This window comes from Steroidobacter flavus (genome assembly GCF_042651805.1).
GTDB lineage: Bacteria > Pseudomonadota > Gammaproteobacteria > Steroidobacterales > Steroidobacteraceae > Steroidobacter > Steroidobacter flavus.
Map to the genome: position 1 here is coordinate 1420505 of NZ_JBHSDU010000003.1, position 19902 is coordinate 1440406.

14 protein-coding genes are annotated in these 19902 nt (G+C 61.2%); 6 read left to right on the plus strand and 8 right to left on the minus strand.

The annotated features are described in order from the left end of the window. Positions 1-103: 103 nt before the first annotated feature. Positions 104-1795 (minus strand): serine hydrolase domain-containing protein, encoded by a 1692-nt coding sequence (locus tag ACFPN2_RS11720; RefSeq protein WP_380596786.1) that lies wholly within the window; start codon positions 1793-1795, stop codon positions 104-106. 159 nt (positions 1796-1954) lie between these two features. After that, positions 1955-3001 (minus strand): YncE family protein, encoded by a 1047-nt coding sequence (locus tag ACFPN2_RS11725; RefSeq protein WP_380596787.1) that lies wholly within the window; start codon positions 2999-3001, stop codon positions 1955-1957. A 215-nt stretch (positions 3002-3216) separates the two neighbouring features. On the opposite strand from ACFPN2_RS11725, the gene ACFPN2_RS11730 reads away from it, so the two are divergent. Next, positions 3217-3558 (plus strand): hypothetical protein, encoded by a 342-nt coding sequence (locus tag ACFPN2_RS11730; RefSeq protein WP_380596788.1) that lies wholly within the window; start codon positions 3217-3219, stop codon positions 3556-3558. A 35-nt stretch (positions 3559-3593) separates the two neighbouring features. Here ACFPN2_RS11730 and ACFPN2_RS11735 read toward each other — a convergent pair whose 3' ends face one another. The 3 genes from ACFPN2_RS11735 to ACFPN2_RS11745 are packed head-to-tail and all read right to left on the minus strand — an operon-like array spanning position 3594 to position 7379. Further along, positions 3594-4934, minus strand: coding sequence for a GH1 family beta-glucosidase (locus tag ACFPN2_RS11735; protein ID WP_380596789.1), 1341 nt, complete (start codon positions 4932-4934; stop codon positions 3594-3596). Between the two features lie 15 nt (positions 4935-4949). Next, positions 4950-6011: a LacI family DNA-binding transcriptional regulator gene (locus tag ACFPN2_RS11740; protein ID WP_380596790.1), complete on the minus strand. Its 1062-nt coding sequence runs from the start codon at positions 6009-6011 to the stop codon at positions 4950-4952. Between the two features lie 12 nt (positions 6012-6023). After that, a complete protein-coding gene (locus tag ACFPN2_RS11745; RefSeq protein ID WP_380596791.1) occupies positions 6024-7379 on the minus strand; it encodes a sugar porter family MFS transporter in 1356 nt (451 codons plus the stop codon). Positions 7380-7656: 277 nt separating this feature from the next. Here ACFPN2_RS11745 and ACFPN2_RS11750 point away from each other — a divergent pair, with 277 nt between their 5' ends. The 5 genes from ACFPN2_RS11750 to ACFPN2_RS11770 all read left to right on the plus strand — a co-directional run bounded on the left by ACFPN2_RS11750 (position 7657) and on the right by ACFPN2_RS11770 (position 15563). Then, entirely contained in the window at positions 7657-10602 is a 2946-nt protein-coding gene (locus tag ACFPN2_RS11750) for a TonB-dependent receptor (protein ID WP_380600112.1), read from the plus strand. Positions 10603-10794: 192 nt separating this feature from the next. Continuing rightward, complete coding sequence (locus tag ACFPN2_RS11755; RefSeq protein ID WP_380596792.1) at positions 10795-12345, plus strand: tryptophan halogenase family protein; 1551 nt, start codon at positions 10795-10797, stop codon at positions 12343-12345. A 6-nt stretch (positions 12346-12351) separates the two neighbouring features. After that, positions 12352-13062 carry a SapC family protein gene (locus ACFPN2_RS11760; protein WP_380596793.1) on the plus strand — a complete coding sequence of 237 codons (711 nt, stop codon included), beginning with the start codon at positions 12352-12354 and terminating at the stop codon, positions 13060-13062. Then, the gene (locus tag ACFPN2_RS11765; RefSeq protein WP_380596794.1) at positions 13046-14059 is read left to right on the plus strand and encodes a cupin-like domain-containing protein; all 1014 of its coding nucleotides are present in this window, start codon (positions 13046-13048) and stop codon (positions 14057-14059) included. Before ACFPN2_RS11760 ends, ACFPN2_RS11765 begins: the two co-directional genes overlap by 17 nt. Before the next feature lie 10 nt (positions 14060-14069). After that, complete coding sequence (locus ACFPN2_RS11770; RefSeq protein WP_380596795.1) at positions 14070-15563, plus strand: tryptophan halogenase family protein; 1494 nt, start codon at positions 14070-14072, stop codon at positions 15561-15563. Here ACFPN2_RS11770 and ACFPN2_RS11775 read toward each other — a convergent pair. The 3 genes from ACFPN2_RS11775 to ACFPN2_RS11785 all read right to left on the minus strand — a co-directional run bounded on the left by ACFPN2_RS11775 (position 15553) and on the right by ACFPN2_RS11785 (position 19902). Next, positions 15553-16497 (minus strand): GNAT family N-acetyltransferase, encoded by a 945-nt coding sequence (locus tag ACFPN2_RS11775; RefSeq protein WP_380596796.1) that lies wholly within the window; start codon positions 16495-16497, stop codon positions 15553-15555. The two genes, ACFPN2_RS11770 and ACFPN2_RS11775, sit on opposite strands and share 11 nt — an antisense overlap. A 290-nt stretch (positions 16498-16787) precedes the next feature. Beyond that, a complete protein-coding gene (locus tag ACFPN2_RS11780; RefSeq protein WP_380596797.1) occupies positions 16788-17984 on the minus strand; it encodes a CaiB/BaiF CoA transferase family protein in 1197 nt (398 codons plus the stop codon). A 76-nt stretch (positions 17985-18060) separates the two neighbouring features. Continuing rightward, on the minus strand, positions 18061-19902 hold the full coding sequence (locus tag ACFPN2_RS11785) for a glycoside hydrolase family 127 protein (protein ID WP_380596798.1): 1842 nt from the start codon (positions 19900-19902) through the stop codon (positions 18061-18063).

Genomic DNA, 19902 nt, shown 5'->3' on the forward strand with positions numbered 1-19902 from the left:
ACGGAAACCCGTGGGCTGAGGGTCTTATACTGCCAGCAAGGCGCCGCATAACTTATGCGTCCAGGCCCCGGCCCGGCGCGGCCGGAGCATGGCGAATTCCCGACTACTGGAGCTTCGCGAACTCGTTATTCCGGGCGCGGCTGGTGGTCACGGCGAAGCCACTGATGCGTCCGCCGGCATCGCGCACGAACATCACGCTGCCGAGGTCGTCGTTGGTGAACACGTCCTTGGTCACGGGCAGCAACGGCATCGGGTTGCGCGTCAGGGTCGCGACGTGCAGCTTGCCGTCCGTCAGCTGAATTCGATAGCGCGCATCGAGCTCTTCGCTCGCGAACAAGCCGGTGTAGTCATTCAACTCGGCCGTCGACGGCGTGAATGCCGGTACGAGCTGGAACACGCCGGGCTTCTCATCGCCCGACTTGCTGGTGATGATGCGCTGATCGCCCGTGCCGCTGAACTCGAAAGCAAACGTCGAGGACGGCCCAGCGCTGAAGCGATTCTCGCTCACCGCGAACATCGGCTGCGTCGTGCCGTCGTCGGCGACCCGTTGTAACTTGCCATCCTTCTCGACCAACCGCATCACACGACCGGTGACGCGATTCAAATACAGGCCCGCCTTGGCACGCACCGACTTCACGTTAGGTTTGAATTCCTTGGGCTCTTTGTCTTTCGGCTTCAGCTCGGCGGCGAGAAACACATCGGACAACTGATTCGCCAACTCGTCCGGACGCGCTTCGGCGATATTACAAGTGATGGCGATGCCGACGTGCTGCTGAGGATAACGTCGCACGGTCGAGCGATAGCCCGCGTCCGAGCCGCCGTGACTCACCGTCGCCAGCCCTCGATATTCGCCGTGCCCGATCGCGGATGCATAGGTGATGGTCTCACCGCTGTTCAACTTGCCACGCTCCAGCATTTGATCGACGAACGCCTTGCCGCCGACCTTGCCGGTGTAGAAGTTCTCATCCCACCGCAGCAGATCTTCAGGCGTGGTGATGAGACTCGTGGCACCGGTCGTGTCGAAGTTGGTGACGTTGGTCTTGAAGGAATCGCCGGCCCGGTCGTAACCATTGGCAAAGCCGGTGATGATCTCCGCATGGTCATCGCGGAAGTGCGAGTTGTTCATGCCGAGCGGCTGGAAGATCCGCGCCGTCGTGAATTCGCGCAGCGACTGGCCGCTGACCTTCTTCACGACCAGCGCGAGCAACGTATAGCCCATGTTGGAATATAGAAACTGCGAGCCCGGCTCGAAGTTGAGCTTGCGCTGGCGCGCCACCAGGCGCAGCGCGTCGTCGTCGCTGATCCGATCTTTGGAATAACGCCAGCCCGCCAGCTCCAGCAGATCCCATTGATCGCGCAGCCCGCTGGTGTGATGGATCATCTGCCGCAACGTGATGGTCGTGCCGAAGTCCGGCACCTCCGGCAGATACTTGCGAACATCGTCGTCCAGCGACAGCTTGCCGTCCTGCGCGAGCAGGATGATCGACGCCGCCGTAAATTGCTTCGAGACCGACGCGACGTGGAATGGCGTCTGCGTCGTGATCGGCACGTTGTGATCGAGATTCGCCATGCCGTAGCCGCGGGAGTAAATCAACTTGCCATCTTTGGCGACCGCGGCGGCGCAGCCAGGAGAAGTCGTGCTATCGAACTTGGCGAACGCCGCGTCGGCTTCCGCATTCGGCTTGAACTTATAGGTCGCCGGGAGATTCGGCGTGGGGGCGATAGGCGCAGAGGCCGCGGCAACGCTCGACAACAACAGGGCGACGATGCCGGCAAGGCAACGGGAATTTTTCATAGGAATATTGGAACCCCACGGCGACGGTATCGGGATACTAAGTCGTTTCAACGCCGCGGGACCATCAATACATCTGAAGCGTGGCTTCAAGGCCCGTTCGAGACGAAAAAAAGCCCTCCCGCGCTACTGCGAGGGAGGGCCAAAGGGAGAGCGGTTGTCTCAGAGCGCCTTGTAGGTCAGCACCACGAAACTGTTTGGGTGATAAACCTGCTTTTCCTTACCGTTCGCGTCCGGCGTGGTGGTGGAATCGGCGGTAACGAAGTACAGGTTGCCGTTGCGCTCATCCATGTAACTCATGCGAGCCTCGGGACGAGTCGTCACGCGGCCAAGCAGTTCATACTGATCCGCACCCTTCTGCTGAATCACCGTGATGAAGCCATCGTTGCTGGAGGTCACGATGCGCTTGCGCTTCTCGTCGATGCCGATGCCGTCGATGCTCTTGCCGATCGGCAGCGTCGCCGTCACCTTGCCGTTCGACGGGTCGACGACGAAGAACTGCGGATTCTCGCCGACGCACGCCGCGATGATGCGCTTGGTGCTCGCCTGCCAGCGGGTCTTGGACACGTTGCACGGCGCCTGCCAGCGCGCACTTTCCTTCAGCGTCTTGGAGTCGAGCTTGAGAATCAGATTGTCTTTGCGTGCCGGGGCGTAGATGTTGCCGGCGCCGTCGACGGCCGGATCGTCCATCTTCCGGAACGGGAAGCTGGTGGTCTTGAGCAGCTTGCCGGTCGCCGCATCCAGCGTGTACCAGGTCGACTGCTCCTTACGGGTGCCGGTGATGAAGTGAACCTGCTTGGTGGCCGGATCGTGCACGCCGCTGTTGAGGCCGCCGTCTTTATCGAGCGCCAGGCGTTCGATGGGCTTCAGCGTCTGCAGATCGATGCTCAACAACGAGCCATCGGTGTTCGCGATGTAGCCGCGGTTGTACTGGGGCAGCAGCAACGGGCCATTCGCGCCTTTGGAGTTCTCAACCGTGGAGAGCGCCTTGTTCTGGTCCACATCGAACACGGTCAATCCGTCGACATCGCGCGCCAGGAACAGTCGGCTGGTGCCGGGCTGCATCTTGATGTAGTCCCAGCCGCTGTCGGTGCTGGGCAGAGTGGCCGTCGCTTCGAGCTTGTAGAGCAAGCCGGCATCGCCGGCCTGGGCCGCAGCCGTTGCGCCGAAGGCAACAGCCCCGGCGAGGACCAGGGAACGTAAACGCATCGTATCCTCCGCGTGAGAAATGCGTCGGAGTATGCGTACGCCCGCCTGATAATTAACTGACGAGCAGGGTGCCCGACTGTGCCGCGAGGACCGGTCCATGGCCAAGTCAACGCCGACCGGCCCGGAGAAAAATGAATAAGGCGTTCCCCTAAAATGCCGGGGCTGCGGACTGGTCGCCTCTTTCCGGAAACCTGTTCTTCTTATACTGCCGGCCCATGACATCCCTCGATGCGTCGGTCGAGTCTCGTTTCACCCTGCTGGCGAAGGCGATGCGCACGCTGGTCGATCTACTCCATACCGAGCATGGATACGCCCGGATTTTTTACGACCAGGACGGTTTCAGCTACGAGTTACACAGCTATCAGCACACGCCGATGGTTGACCTGTTCACTCGGATGCTGGGCTATGCGTCCGCAACGGATGCAACGGAAGCGGCTCGTGAGACCCTGTCGGCCATGAATGCTGCGCCTCGTGGCCGGAGCAACAAGGGCCGGGCCCGCCGCCGCGCCTCGCAGCCCGAAGGCACCCAACTGATCCTGCCCGTCAGCGTCTGCTAAACGTCAGACATTCGGCGCATGCCGATCATCGAACACTACGCGACCGCGCTCAATAACGAGCGGTACCACAGCGCGCTCCGCTTCAAAGTCCGCCGCAACGTCGCGTAGTCGACGTGCACGATGCCGAATCGCTTCCGATAGCCTTCGGCCCACTCGAAGTTGTCCATCAAGCTCCAGACGAAATAGCCCCGCACATCGACGCCGCGATCGATCGCCTCGGCCACGGCGACCAGATGCGACTCGATATACTGCCGCCGCTGCTCGTCATCGACTTGGCCATTCACCAACTGATCGCGATACGCCGCGCCGTTCTCGGTGATGTAGATCGGCGGGAGCTGGTAGTCGCGCTTCAATCGGAGCAACAGGCCGGAGAGCGCGCTGGGCGCCACTTCCCATCCCATATCGGTGACAGCAGCGCCGGTCGACGCCGGCGATGCCGGGTTGGAACTGCTCGACACCGTCGGGTGGTAGTAGTTGATGCCCACGAAGTCGCATGGCTGAGCGATCAACGCCGCATCGCCAGCCTGAACCGCGGGCGCGTCGGCACCGAGATGCTCAATGATGTCGGCTGGATACTGCGCTTTGAACAAGGCGTCGGTGTACCAGCGAACCAGTCGCCCATCTTCGAGCCGCGCATGGTGCGCATCGAGCTCAGAATCGGTGGCCGGCCGCACCGGCGACATGTTCAGCACGATGCCCACTTCCGCCTTGATCGCGGCGGCGCGAATCGCCTGCATCGCCAGTCCATGACTCAGTAACAAGTGATGGCTGGCCTGATAAGCGACGCGACGATCCTTCACGCCCGGCGCGAACACGCCACGCTCATACCCCAGCACCGCCGACACCCACGGCTCATTGTGAGTCGCGATAGAAACGACGCGATCGCCCAAGCGACGCGACACGACCTCGGCGTACTCGGCAAACCGATATGCCGTATCTCGAGCCAGCCAGCCGCCGCTGAGCCGTTGCAGCTCCGCCGGCAGGTCCCAGTGATACAGCGTCGCGTAGGGTTGAATATTCCTTTCCAGCAAGCCGTCGACCAGGCGCTCGTAGAAGGCCATGCCGCGATCGTTGTAGAGCCCCGAGCCGGAGGGCTGCACTCGCGGCCAGGAAACGGAAAAGCGATACGCTGTCACGCCCAGGTCGGCGATCAGATCCAGGTCGGCTTCGAGCCGATGATAATGATCGCAGGCCACGTCGCCGGTGCCGCCGTCCGCGATTGCGCCAGGCACGCGACAGAACTCATCCCAAATCGACGGCCCCTTGCCGTCGGCGTGCGCCGCGCCCTCGATCTGAAACGCGCTGGTGGCCACACCCCAGACAAACTTGCTGGGAAAGCGCCGACGCAGCTCGGCTAACGGTATTTGCTGGGTCATCGGGTCAACTGCCAATCATTCTTTCTTGGGCGCCGCCGTGCTTTCGCGCACGATGAGCTCGACCTGCGGCAACGAAATGTCCGGCCGCTCACCTTGCAGCATCTGGAGCATGGCCGCGCCTGAGCTTTCGCCCAGCACGCGGATCGACTGACGCACCGAGGTGAGCGGCGGCACGCGATAGGAGGAGGAATGCAGGTCGTCGAAGCCGACGACGGACACGTCGCGCGGACAATTCAAGCCGCTGCGATACAAAGCGAGGCACGCGCCGTAGGCGGTCTGATCGTTCACGCAGAACAATGCGGTGAACTTGTTTCCAGACTTCAGCAACCGCATCGTCGCTTCGACACCGCCTTCTTCATGGAAGTCGCCGGGCACGACCAGCTTTGGATCGTGCGGAATGCCGGCATCGGCCAGCGCGCGTCGGTAACCTTTGAAACGCAGCGACGCGTCCGGGTGATCGAGAATGCCGGCGATGAACGCGATGCGCTTGTGGCCGAGCTCGATCAGATGCCGGGTCGCCAGCAGCGCGCCCTGCTCGTCGTCCACCGGCAAGCTGAAAATGTTCGTGGCCTTCAGACTGCGACCGCTGACCACCAACGGCACCTGCTTCGCGTAAGTCGCCAGCTGACGATCCTGCAAGCGGCCCGAGAAAATGATGATCCCGTCGACGCGACGGGACAGCAGCTCGGACATGCAGCGCTCTTCGTCCGCTTCATTCCAATTGCCGCTCATGAACAGCGCCGTGTAACCGCGCTGCTGCAGATAATCCTCGATGCCTCGCAAGCCTTCGGCGTAGAACGGGCTGTCGATGGCCTGCGTGATCACACCGATGGTGTTGGACTTGCCCAGCGCCAGTCCGCGCGCAGCGGCGTTCGGCCGGAAGTTCAGCTTCGCGATGGCCGCTTCGACCGCGTCCTTGCGATCGGCGCTCACCTTCGCCGTGCCATTGATGATGCGCGACACGGTCGCGATCGACACGCCGGCCTCCTTCGCCACCATTTCCAGCGTCGGCGGAGAATCCGGCAAAGCGGTCGTAGCGCGCTTCTTGGAATTGATATCGGCAGCTCGCTTGCTCATCGTCGTGCAGGCTCAGGCCTTGGCGGTCATCAGATCGTTTTCCAGCTGCTCGAGCGTCCGGCCTTTGGTTTCCGGCACGAGCAGCACCACGAACAGCAACGCTGCCGTAGCGAACAACCCGAAGGCCAGAAAGGTGCCGCCCGAGCCCAGCGTGGAAAGCGCCCAGGGAAAGATCATTGTGACAGAGGCGCTGGTCAGCGCGTTCCAGAATCCCGCCACCGAGATGGCCGCGGCCCGCTGTTCGTTCGGAAATATTTCCGAGAGCAACACCCACATCACCGGCCCGAGCGAGATCGCGAATGAGGCGACAAAGCCGATGATGGCGATCAGCACCAGCCGCGCATTGTAACTTTCCTGACTGAACGCCCAGCTGATCGCGAACAGGGACAGCGCCATGCCAGCAATGCCCATGATGAGTAGCGGCTTGCGCCCCAGCTTGTCGATCAGCCAGATCGCCACGAACGTCATCAGCACGTTCACGACGCCGACCATCACCGCCTGTCGGTATGCGTCGTCCAGACCACCGCCGGCCTGCGCGAAAATCGTCGGCAAGTAATAAAAGATGGCGTTGATGCCGGTGATCTGCTGAAAGAACGCCAGGCCGAGCGCGATGACCATGATCAGCCGCACGCGCGAATTGAGCAGACCACGAAAGCCGCGGGACACCGCTTTCGTCGTCAAGCTGCGCTGGATCTGCTGCAGATTCTCGCGTGCCAGCTGCTCGCCCGCGACTCTCCGTAGCACCTGCAGTGCCGCCTCGTCTCTGCCCTTCAGCAACAACCAGCGCGGACTCTCGGGAACAAAACATAGCAACGTGAAATACAGCAGCGCCGGCACCATCTGGACGCCAAGCATGTAGCGCCAGTTGTGATCGCCGAGATCCCGCAAGAAATAGTTCGAGAAGAACGAGGCCGAGATGCCGATGACGATCATCAATTGATTCAACGACACCAGGCTGCCGCGCTTCTCGGCCGGCGCGATCTCCGCGATATACACCGGCGCAATCAAAATCGCGCCGCCGACCGCGAGGCCACCGACGATACGAGCGGCGACGAAGCTCGGGAACGAAGTTGCGGACGCGGCTAATAACGACGACATGACGAATAACAACGCGGTGCCGAGCAAAACCCGCCGCCGTCCGAAACGATCGCTCAACGGACCTGCGATCGCGTTACCCGCCATCGCGCCCCAACCGAGGCTGCTGACGGCGAAGCCCAGTTTCAAATCGCCGCTCGCGCCGGTGAGCGAGAAATATTCCTTGATGAATGGCACCACGCCCGAGATCACGGTGGCGTCGAAGCCGAGCAGGAATCCCCCGAGCGCGACCGTGAGCGCCACGAATGCGATGTTCAATTGGCCTTGCAGCATATGACTCGCTGATGTTTTTAAACGTGATTTGTCATCATGCGCTCATTGTTAACGGTAACTATGACCGCTTCCCCCAAACTGTGCCAGCAGCGCGTGCAAGTGCCCGCTTGCCGGAACGCTCGGGAGCATGCTACCGTAATTTGTAAGCGCTTACATCCGGTGTTTATCGGTCTGTCGGCCGGACGCCGGGCGCAACAATAAATTGGCAACGAATGGACATCGGGGGGTACGAGTCGTGAGCGATCGCGCATTCAGAGGCAATAAAGTAGCGCGTGCTATCTCTTTGATTCTCGGAACGGCGGTGACACTACCCGCCTTCTCGGCGGAAAACACCACCACCGAGCTGGAAGAGGTCGTCGTCACCGGCATCCGCGGCAGTCTCAACTCCTCGATGGAGTTGAAGCGCGATTCGCAAGGCGTGATGGACGGTATCGTTGCCGAAGACATCGGCAAGTTTCCGGACACCAATCTGGCCGAATCCATGCAACGAGTCAGCGGCGTTTCCATCGACCGCTCGCTCGGCGAAGGCTCGAAAGTCACAGTCCGCGGCGTCGGCCCGGATTTCAATCTGGTGCTGTTGAACGGGCGACAGATGCCCGCGGCCCAGCTGGAAGAAACCGGCGCCTCCTCTTCGCGCGCTTTCGATTTTGCAAACCTTGCATCCGAGTCGATCTCGGCCCTCGAGGTATACAAAACCAGCCGGGCATCGACACCGACCGGCGGCATCGGCGCGACCATCAACATCAAAACCGCGCGCCCGCTCGACAATCCAGGGCTGCACACCAGCTTCGGCGCGAAGGGCGTGATGGATACATCGGTGGACAACCTGCCCAAGAGCTTGCAGGGCGACTCCATCACGCCGGAAGTTTCGGGCATTTACAGCCAGACGTTCGGCGACGACCGCTTCGGTATTTCGTTGAGCGCGAGCTATCAGGAGCGCGATTTCGGTTTCAACCAGGCTTCGGTGGGCAACGGTTGGAAAACGTTTGCCGGCGATGAGAACAACTGGGGCTCGATTCCCCAGGCTGGCACACCGGCCGCAGCTAACATCGTCAATCGTCCTGACGCGACCGACACTTACTCGGTCCCGCAAAACCTCGGTTACAGCGTCAATGGCGTGGAGCGTAAGCGCACCAACGGTCAGCTCACGTTGCAATATGCGCCGACCGACACGATCACGACCACGCTCGACTACACCTACTCCGAGAACAAGATCGCGCAACAGCGCAACGAGTTGTCGGTGTGGTTCAACTTCGGGCCGTCGGCCAGCACCTGGACCGACGGCCCGGTGTCTTCGCCGCTGGTTTATTCCGAATTCATCGACGCCAACACCGCGCCCTCCGACCTCGCCATGGGCGGCGCCAAGTTCGCGACCAAGAACGAAAACAAGTCGGTCGGCTTCAACACCGAATGGAAGCCCACCGATTCGTTCGGTCTGCAGTTCGACTTCCACAATTCGACCGCCGAGTCCGGTGCCGACAGCCCGTACGGCTCGAATGCGGTGCTGGGTGTTGCCGGCTTCTTCCGTGGCACGACGACAGCCGACTTCTCACGCGATTTCCCGGTCATCAGCGTGCAGTTGCCGAACGGCATGACCGCGATCGATCCATCGCGCACCGAAGTGACCGGCTCGAGCTTCCGCAACAGCTACATGAAGACCGAGATCCAGCAGGCGCAGCTGACCGGCAATCTCGAGTTCTTCGAAGACTCGCGCCTCGACTTCGGCGTGGGCCTGACCGACCTGAAGAACCGCTCCGCCTATTCGAACGTGCAACTGGACACCTGGAGCAGCAACGCCGACGCGGGTGCTTATCCCGACAACGTGTGGCGCGCCGATACGGTCCGTCACTACTTCGACAACATCGGCGGCAGCGGCAATCCGTCGCTGTTCAATCAGTTCTTCACGTTCGACTTCGAGACGGTGCGGGCCATTGCCGCTTCGATCGGCGGCGAGCAGAACTATCGCGCATCGCCGATCTTTCAAGTGGACCGTCGCGTCGAAGAAGAGTCCCAGAGCGCTTTCGTGCAATACAGCCAGCGATGGGAATGGGGCTTGCCCATGCAGGGCGCGGTCGGACTGCGCTATGAGAAGACGGATGTGACTTCACGCGCGCTCGTGCCCACCGCCACCGGCATCGTGTGGGTCGCGAACAATGAGTTCTCCTTGCAACTGGGCGACGCGACGTTCGAAAAGCTCGAAGGCGATTACAACTATGTGCTGCCGAGCCTCGATTTCGCGGTCGACCTGACCGACAGCATCAAATTCCGTGCAAGCTACGGCGAGAGCATCGGTCGTCCGCTGTGGGATCAAATCCAGGGCGGTCGCACGTTGGATCAACTGGTTCGTATCAACGGCGGCACCGGCACGCAGGGCAATCCGAAGCTGAAGCCGCTGGAGTCGGAAAACATCGACTTCTCGGTCGAGTGGTACTACGGCAACTCGAGTTATATGTCGGTGGGCTATTTCCGCAAGAACATCGACAACTACATCGGCACCACCGTGGTCACCCAGACTCCGTACGATCTGGCGCACCCGGGCCAGGGCGCGTACTTCCAGGAAGCCGTTGCCAGCGGCTGCTCGGACCGCGATCTCACCTGTATCCGCAATTTCATTTTCAACAATCACAACGGCGATCCCGGCGTGGTGGCGGATCCGATCAATCCGGCCGATCCGACCGCGGCCCGCACCGGCCGAATCGCCGGTTTGCCCGGCGATCCAATCGCGACGTTCAACATCACGGTGCCGGCGAACCAGCGCTCCGCGGAGCTGGACGGTTGGGAGTTCAACATTCAGCACATGTTCTGGGACACCGGCTTCGGCTTGTCCGCGAACTACACGCTGGTCGACTCCGGCCTCACCTATGACAACTACAACCGCGGTCAGCAGTTCGCGTTGGAAGGTTTGAGCGACGCGGCCAACCTGGTGGCGTTCTACGAGAACGAGAAATTCCAGGTCCGCGCGGCGTACAACTGGCGTGACGAATTCCTCGCCAGACGTTTCGACGGCGGCGGCGGGCCGAATCCGATCTACACGGAGGCGTACGGTCAGCTCGACGTGAGCGCCAGCTATAACTGGAACGAGAACCTGACTTTGATGGCCGAGGCGATCAACCTCACCGACGAGATCTATCGTCAGCACAGCCGCACCAGCCATCAGGTGATCATGGTTCAGCAGACCGGCCCGCGCTTCATGATCGGTGCGCGCTACAAATTCGGCAACTGATACTCGGGATCGGGCATCCTGCCACGACCCGAGTGCGAGTCGGCAAAAGGCGTGACTTTTGCCTCTCGCCGCCGCCTGCGGCGGCGGGGTACATCCTTGTACCCGGGCAGCCAATTGATACATCGGCTGTTCGGGTGGGGAAAAGCCGCTGTTCCCCCAGCGGCTTTTTCTTTTTAGAGGCATTATTGGGCGATGTCGAAGCTCCAGCATATCGTGATCGTCGGCGGCGGCTCGGCCGGGTGGCTGACCGCCGGCGTGCTCGCGGCCGAGCATCGCACGCGTCTCGGGCCGACGCGGCGGATCACCTTGCTGGAGTCGCCGAACATCGGGCCCATCGGTGTGGGCGAAGGCACCTGGCCGACGATGCGCGACACGCTGAGAAACATCGGCGTGACCGAGACCGACTTCATTCGCGAGTGCGACGCCTCGTTCAAGCAAGGCTCGAAATTTCAGCAATGGGTCAGCAAGCGAGAGGACGATCAGTACTTCCATCCTTTCGTCCTGCCCCACGGTTACACCGAGACCAACCTGGTCGCCGGCTGGCTGGAGCGGCATGCCGACGTGCCGTTCGCCGATCTGGTGAGCTTTCAGCCGCACCTATGCGCGAATGGCAAAGCTCCCAAACAAGTCGCGACGCCTGAATACGCGGCCGTCGCCAACTACGCCTATCACCTCGATGCCGGCAAGTTCGGCTTGTTCCTCCGCAAGCACTGTATCGAGCGGCTCGGCGTGCAGCACATTCTCGATCACGTCGTCAGCATCAACTCGCATGACAACGGCGATATCGCGTCCGTGCAAACGCAAGACAATGGCGCGATCGCCGGCGATCTATTCGTCGATTGCAGCGGCATGCACTCATTGTTGCTGGGCCAGCATTACCAAGTGCCGTTCAAGTCGCAGAAGCACGTGCTGTTCAACGATTCGGCGCTGGCGATGCAAGTGCCCTATCACGACGACGACAGCCCGATCGCGTCCCACACCATTTCGACGGCGCAAAGCAACGGCTGGATCTGGGATATCGGTCTGCCGACGCGTCGTGGCATCGGCCATGTTTATTCGAGCGCGCACACGTCAGATGACGCTGCTGAACGCGAGCTGCGTGCATACATCGAGCGCACGGGCGGACCGAAAGGCATGCCGTCGCCGCGCAAGCTCACTTTCAATCCGGGGTACCGCGAGAAGTTCTGGCATCGTAACTGCGTGGCGATCGGCCTCTCGGCGGGATTCATCGAGCCGCTGGAGGCGTCGGCGCTCGCGCTGGTCGAGCTGTCGGCCGCGATGTTGAGGGATCAGATGCCCGCAACGCGCGACACGATGGACATCGTCGCGCGTCGCTTCAACGACTCGTTCACGTACCGTTGGGAGCGAGTCATCGACTTCCTCAAGCTGCACTACGTGCTGACGCGGCGGACCGATTCGGATTTCTGGCGCGATCACTGCCGACCGGCTTCCATTCCGGATCGCTTGCAGGAACAGCTGGCGCTCTGGCGCCATCAGCCGCCGTCCCGCTACGATTTCCATCGCATCGAGGAAGTATTTCCGTCGGCAAGTTATCAGTACGTGCTGTACGGAATGGGCTTTCGTCCCGAGCGTTGGGAAGCGACGCGATGGACCGATGACGCCGATCGCGCCGACGGTTACTTTCGCGAAGCAGCCGCACTGACCGGCAAGATGCTGGCGGCCTTACCCACGCATCGAGCGTTGATCGGTCACATCAAGCGTCACGGCCTGTCGAAGATTTAACGCGCTATGAGCAAACATGCCCTGCTGAATAACGTCGAGCACAAAGACCTGCGCGTGATCACGACGCGCAGCGCCGAGTACGGCGACAACGTCATGCTGGCGGCCGCGTTTCCCGCGGAGTTCCGCAATCTGCAGGCGCACTACCCCATCGTGTTCCGCAAGAACGCGCAAGGTCAGTTCGAACCTGTCGCATTGCTGGGCTTCAAGGAGGGCCAGAATCTGTTTCTGACCCCGCAAGGCTGGGACGCGACATATATTCCGATGACCATCGAGCGCCTGCCGTTCCTCATCGGCTTCTCACAGGATCGCGAGCCGATGATGCACATCGACCTGGCTCATCCGCGGGTCAGTCGCACACAGGGTGAACCGATCTTTCGCGAGCACGGCGGCAACACCGAGTTTCTGGAACGGATGAACTCGCTGCTGCTCGCCATCCATCAAAACCTGGGTGCCACCGAGCACTTCATCGGCGCGCTGCTACAACACGACCTGCTCGAATCGTTTGTGCTCGACATCCAGTTGAACGATGGCTCGCAGAACCGGCTCGCCGGCTTCTACACCATCAAGGAAGAGCGGCTGCTCGATCTGAACGGCGCGGTGCTGGAACGGTTGAATCGTGCCGGCCACTTGCAGGCCATTTACATGGCGATTGCATCGCTATCCCACTTCCGTGCGCTGATCGAGCGCGTGAACAAGCTCAATGCTGGCGACCGCTAAGAAAATTCCCGAGATCGCCGGCGTCGATCCGCGCGCCCTGCCGGATGACGTGCTGTTATCGACGCAGCCCGTGGTGCTCAAGGGCCTGGTCGCGGATTGGCCCATGGTGCGCGCCGGGCTCGAATCGAATCAGTCCGCGGTCGCATACATTCGAAAGTTCTATCGGGACGCGACGGTGGGCGCCCTGCTTGGTGCGCCGGACATCGAAGGTCGGTTCTTTTATAACGACGATCTGAGCGGCTTCAACTTCAAAGCGGTCAAGCTGAAGCTGGATGTCATGCTCGATGAAGTCGAGCGACACAAGGATGCGCTGAAGCCGCCGGCCATCTATGTCGGCTCAACGACAGTCGACACCTGCCTGCCCGGATTTCGGGGCGAGAACGACTTGGGCTTCGGCAATCGTCAGCCGCTGGTGAGCATCTGGCTCGGCAATCGCACGCGCATCGCGGCCCATCACGACCTGCCCGATAACATCGCCTGTGTCGTCGTCGGGCACCGGCGCTTCACGCTGTTCCCGCCCGAGCAGCTGGCGAATTTGTATATCGGGCCGCTGGACTTCACGCCCGCCGGTCAAGCCATCAGTCTGGTGGATCTCACCAAGCCCGACCTGCAACGCTTTCCAAAGTTCGCCGAGGCCGCGCGGCATGCGCAGGTGGCCGAGCTCAGTCCGGGCGACGCGATTTTCATTCCCAGCATGTGGTGGCATCACATCGAGGCGCTCGACAGCCTCAACGTGCTGGTGAACTACTGGTGGCGCGAGTCGCCCGCCTTCATGGACTCGCCGATTGGCGCGTTGATGTACGCCATCATGACCGTGCGCGATCTGCCGAAAGAGCAGCGTGACGCATGGTTCAATCTGTTTCGTCACTACGTGTTCGAGGCGGACGGTCAAACCGCCGCTCATATTCCAGAAGGCGCCCGCCGCGCCTTGTCGCCGATGGACGAGGACATCGCACGCGACATCCGTGCAAGGCTGCTACAAAGATTGAATCGATAGGGGAATTCGCATGACCAGCAATCGGGTCCAGAAGATCGTCATCGCCGGCGGCGGCACCGCGGGCTGGATGGTGGCTGCCGGTCTGTCGCGAACCTTGGGCAAGGCGCTCGATATCAAGCTGGTCGAGTCCGACGAGATCGGCACCGTCGGCGTCGGCGAAGCAACCATCCCGACGCTGGTGACATTCCATCGCCTGCTGGACATCAACGAGCAGGAGTTCATGGCGGCCACGCAAGGCACCTTCAAGCTGGGCATCGGCTTCGAGAACTGGCGCAACGTGGGCCAGCACTACATTCACTCGTTTGGCACCACTGGCAAAGATCACTGGACCGCCGGGTTCCAGCATTTCTGGCTCAAAGGTCGTCAACGCAATCTCGCGGGCGACTACGGCGACTACTGCGTCGAGCTCAAAGCCGCGCTCGAGAACAAGTTCGCGCACTTGCCACGCGGTGGAATGAACTACGCGTTTCACATCGACGCTGGCCTTTACGCGAAATTCCTGCGCAAGTTCAGCGAGGGCTACGGCGTCCAACGTATCGAGGGCAAGATCACCAACGTCCTCACGCATGACGACAGCGGCTTCATCAAAGCGATTCGTCTGGACTCGGGCGCGGAGATCGAAGGCGACCTGTTCATCGATTGCACCGGCTTCCGCGCATTGCTGATCGGTCAGACGCTGCACGAGCCCTACGAGGATTGGTCACACTGGTTGCCGTGTGACAGTGCAGTCGCGGTCCAAACAGAATCCGTGGGCGAAGCGGTTCCCTATACGCGCTCCATCGCGCGAGAAGCCGGATGGCAATGGCGCATTCCGCTGCAGTCTCGAGTCGGCAACGGGATGGTCTATTGCAGCCGTTATCTCAGCGACGAGCAAGCCAAGCAGTCATTGCTGGCCAATGTCGAAGGCAAGGTGCGCACCGAACCGCGTGTCATCAAGTTCAAGCCGGGACAGCGTCGGCAGACCTGGGTGAAGAACTGCGTCGCGGTGGGATTGGCGAGCGGCTTCATCGAGCCGCTGGAATCGACCAGCATTCATTTGATCGGCCGGAGCATCATCCGTTTACTACAGATGTTCCCGGGCACGGGCATCAATCCCACCGACATCGAAGAGTTCAATCGGCAAACGGTGGCGGAGCTGGAGCACATCCGCGACTTCATCGTCCTGCATTATCATGTGACGGATCGCCAGGACACGCCGTTCTGGAACGCGTGCCGGACCATGAAAATTCCCGCGTCCCTACAGCACCGCATCGACTTGTTCCGCGAGACCGGACGTGTTTTCCGCTTCCAGAACGAATTGTTCGCTGAGAACTCGTGGATTCAAGTGATGCTGGGCCAGGGCATCGTGCCCAAGCAATATCATCAGGTCGCGGACTTGATGGGCGACGCGGAGCTGTCACGATTCCTGGATCAGATCAAATCGCACGTCGACAGCACGGTACTACAGCTGCCGAAGCATCAAGCGTACGTCGAGCAGTACTGCAAGGCCTCGGTCAGCTACTAAACAGCGCCTGAAGCATCTTCTTGCCGTGCCAGGCAAAGCGGGCGCGGCGGCTCATCTTGTTCAGGCTGAAATAAACCCGCTGCTGTCCGCCGAAGGCACGGAAGAACCGCTCGATGCTCTCGACCATGGAGCCGGTCATGTCGAACTCCACACTGCGCGCCTTCGAGCGCACGATGGCTTCCCACACGAGCAAACTGTGTGCGCCGCTGGTGCGAAGCTCCGGGTCGGCGCCGCCGGCCAGGTAATACGTGGTCTTGTTATCCCAGATGAGATACAGCGTGGCGTGCAGCGCGCCGCTCTCGTCGCGCGCCACGAGAATTTCCCGTCGACCGCGCTGAGCACACGCCGCGTCGAGCCGACGCATGGCCGGACAATCGAACGGATTCGGATTGCCCTGGCGCCCGTAGGTTTTGCCGATGAGCTTGATGCACGCTTCGACGTCGGTCGTCGTTTCGATGGTCAGTTGCTTGCGAGCCTTGCGACTCTCGCGACGAATGTTTTCTCGCAACGCGCCCCACAGCTCTTCCTCGCTCTGCGCGAGATCGATCACGTAGGTGTAACGCGCCATCTCCTCGAAGCCATTCCATACGAACGGCAGCATGTTGGTGATGCCGCTATGACAATTGATCTGCAGGATGTCGTAGCGCGGCAGCTGTTCGAGCAGCGCGTTGGTGAGATCCTTCTCGATCTCATAACGACGCGAGCTCTTGGTGGCATCGCCCAGATCGAGCCACGGCCCCAGCCGATGTGTCAGCGGCGGCAGCGTGATCACATCGAACAAGCCGCGCTTCTCTTGGTAAATCGGCCAGCGGGCGCGCAACACGCCACCCGAAGACACAGTGATCTCACGCCACGCGCCCGGCGCCACCGCATCGAGCCACCACGGCTCTTGAAAAATGCAATAGCTGGTCGGCCGCTCCACCGCGGCAGACACAGACTCCGACTCAGAAACTGACATTACCGCTGTAGTAATCGACTGCTCGACGCTGAAATTCAAGTTGGTTGCGACCGTGGACGCCAGGGTTCTCGCAGGCGTGCCACGGGGCGACTTTCGAGGCTCGACGGCTACTTTGACGATACCGATGCAATCCGGGGCGGCTTCTTCACATAAGCCGTAACCAGATTGTCATGCCCCCGGGCGGGGGTTACAAGCGGGGGATGTCGCGAGCGCAACGAATGCCATCTTTCGAGGGCCGTCGCTGTGTCGGATTCATTTACGTTCTACTAACCAGACTGTGCGATCTCGGCCTCCGAGCAGCCCGCTTCTTCAAGAACGGCGCGGGTGTGCTCGCCAAAACTGGGGGCCGCGAAGGGCGCCGGGCCCGGCGTACGATCAAATTTGATGGGTCGAGTCAGGCCGCGATATTTGCCGACAAGTGAGTGATTCAAGGTCGTGACCATGTCCTCGGCCAGCACCTGCTCGTTGTCGAAAACATCCTCGATGGCTCGCGCCGCCGCGCACGGCACTTGATCGCCAAAGTGAGCTTCCCATTCCAGCGCGGTGCGCTCATGCAGGGCTTCGTGCAGCTTGGGCACGATCTCGGCCGCATATTGAGCGCGTTTGCGAACGCTATCGTAACGTTCGTTGGCCGCGAGCTCGGGCAGATTCACTTTCTCGCACAGCGCTCGCCAGAAGTGGGGCGTGTTCGCGGAGATGTACAGATATCCCTCACGCGTCGGATGCAAACCCGTGATGCCGCCGGAGCGGAAGTCACGACCGATGTCACGAGGCTCGCCATCGACCCACACCAGGCGAGCGGACTGCATGGTCAGCGCACTTCGCAACAGCGACACGCCCACAAATTGCCCGCGCCCGCTGCGCTCACGCTCGTACAGCGCAGAGGAAACACCGCCGGCGAGCAACGCCGCCGCGTAGTAATCGACGACGGAGCCAAAGATGATTTCCGGCGCCCCACCGCGCTTGCCTTGCAACGTGCACATGCCGGTCATGGTCTGCAGCACCTGGTCGTAGCCGGCCTTGTCCTTGAGCGGACCTTTTTCGCCATAGCCGGTCACGGCGCAATAAATCAGCCGCGGGTTGATTTGTGACAACTGATCGAAGTCGATGCCCAGACGCTTCGGCACGCCAGGGCGAAAGTTATGTACGAGCACGTCGGCCTTGCGTACCAGGCGCAACAGCGCGGCCAGTCCTTCCGCCTTCTTCAGATCGAGCGAGACGCCGAGCTTGCTACGATTGATGCCGATGAACGCGCGGCTCTCATCCTCCAGCGTCGAAGGATACTTGCGCAGATTGTCACCATCGGGCGGCTCGATCTTGATGACGTGCGCGCCTTGATCGGCCAGCAATGTGCAGCCGTACGGGCCCGCGATGTATGCACTCAAATCGAGCACGGTGACGCCGCTCAGGGGCCCGGCCGGGCCAGCGCGCTTGGGCAGCGTCGATTGAGTTGAGGTCGTCATTGCCGGTTCAGTCTCGCCGAGAGCAACCGAAACTGGAAGCCACTCGCTCTATCCTCAAACATCACAAATTCTGCGGTCATGTCCATGACACTTGCATCCACGTCAGCCGCCACGCGCCATCCTGTCGTCCACCGGTCGCAAAGTAAGGGGTGAACGTCAGCGGCTCACGTCCCTGCGAGCGCAGCCGAAGCTCCGGCCCCCACTGCGAGTTCACAACTTCGACCGATTCATCGAGCGAGTCTCGACGCATGAGCAACGTTTCCGCGCTCTTGTAGCCATCGATCAGCGTTGTAGCAAAAACCAGCGGCCCGCGCGTCAGCGCGAGATAGTCATAGTGCATGACTTCCTGAGCGATGGGCGAGCCATCCGGCGCTCTCGATTCCTGCACACTCTGACTGGCCCGCTGATGTATCTGAGACGGCATGGCAATGCTCAACGTCAACTCGTCACCCGCGCGCCACTCACGATTCAACGTCAGCAATTCGCCGGCGCCGACGCCGGGAATACACGCCCCGTTGAGCGAGGCCTCGATACGGCCCGCCCAGGACGGAATGCGAATTCGCACGCCGAAGCTCGCCGGATGCTCCGGATCGACCCGCAGCCGTAACTGGCCATCGAACGGATAGTTCGTGATCTGCTCGAGTCTGACTCGGCCCGCGGATTCGAGCGTGAGACTCGCATGTCCTGGGCCCAACAGATTCACGCAAAGATCATTGCCACTGCGCGCATAGGCGATTGCCGATAATTCTTCCAACGCCATGGCGCCGCTCGACTTGCAACAGCGCCAATACGTCGTATGCACTCGCTTGCCATTGGGGAACGAGTAGTAACACCAGTCTTCGCCGTTGGGAGCGAACGCGCCGAGCAAATCATTGTAGGCGGTCCGCTCGATCTCTTCGGCATAGCGAGCCTCGCCGGTGAGAGCCAACAGCTCTCGATTCAATTGCAGCCACGCGAGGACGGAGCACGTCTCGACGTACGCGTTGGGACTGAAGACGCTGGGATGATTGAAGACTTCGCGCGAACGATGCGCGACACCGCCCCACGGACCACCGCCCAACGACAGATGATGCTCACGAATCGACTGCCACAGCCGGGTCACGACCGTACCATAGCGCTCATCGCCCGTCGCTCGATGTAACTTCGCGAGCCCGACCAGATTCCAGCACAGCTGATACGCCTTGCCCGTCGCGATCTCCGCCGCGTCAGCTCCGGCCAGCGCTTGCGAGATCAGCTGCAACTCCGGTCGCGCCTCCATCTGTTCGACGATGCGGACCGCCAGCTGCAAATACACCTTCTCGCCGGTCGCGAAATACAACTCGACGGCGGGATCGAGCAACACCGTCGCCGACATGCCGAAGTGATTGCCCAACTCAGTGATATCGATTTCGCCGAGCGTCAGCGCCCGCCAGCACAGATCGCCGATCCGGCGCGCAGCGTCGACGTACTTCGCCTCGGGAAAGTATTTGTTGACTTCAAGCAGGCCCAGAATGAGATAGCTGTGCGTCCAGATATCCCAAGTGCGAAGGCTCGGCGCGCCGTCCCACGTTCGTAGCGGCGGCGCTTGTTTGCGAGTGAAGCGACGGTCGGGCGCGTACGTGCCCAGATAACCTTCCGGCGTCTGAACGCCCACCAAGAAGTCCGCGACGCGCAGTACGTGCTCGCGAACATCGCGATCGCCACTGCGATGTGCAGCTCGTGCCGCCGCGTACAACCATTTACCCGCGTGCTCGCCGTACCAATCGCCCTCGTAGTTCTGTTCGCGATACTTGGGATGAAACAACGCAATAGCGGGACTGGTTTCGTCCACGATGAAGCGGCTCAAGCGGCCCGACAGATTGGCCGCCAGCGCATCCCCGAGGACGCCGCCGAGCGCGACGTCCGCCGGGCTCGCAAACTGCAGTAGAGCGTTCGGCAC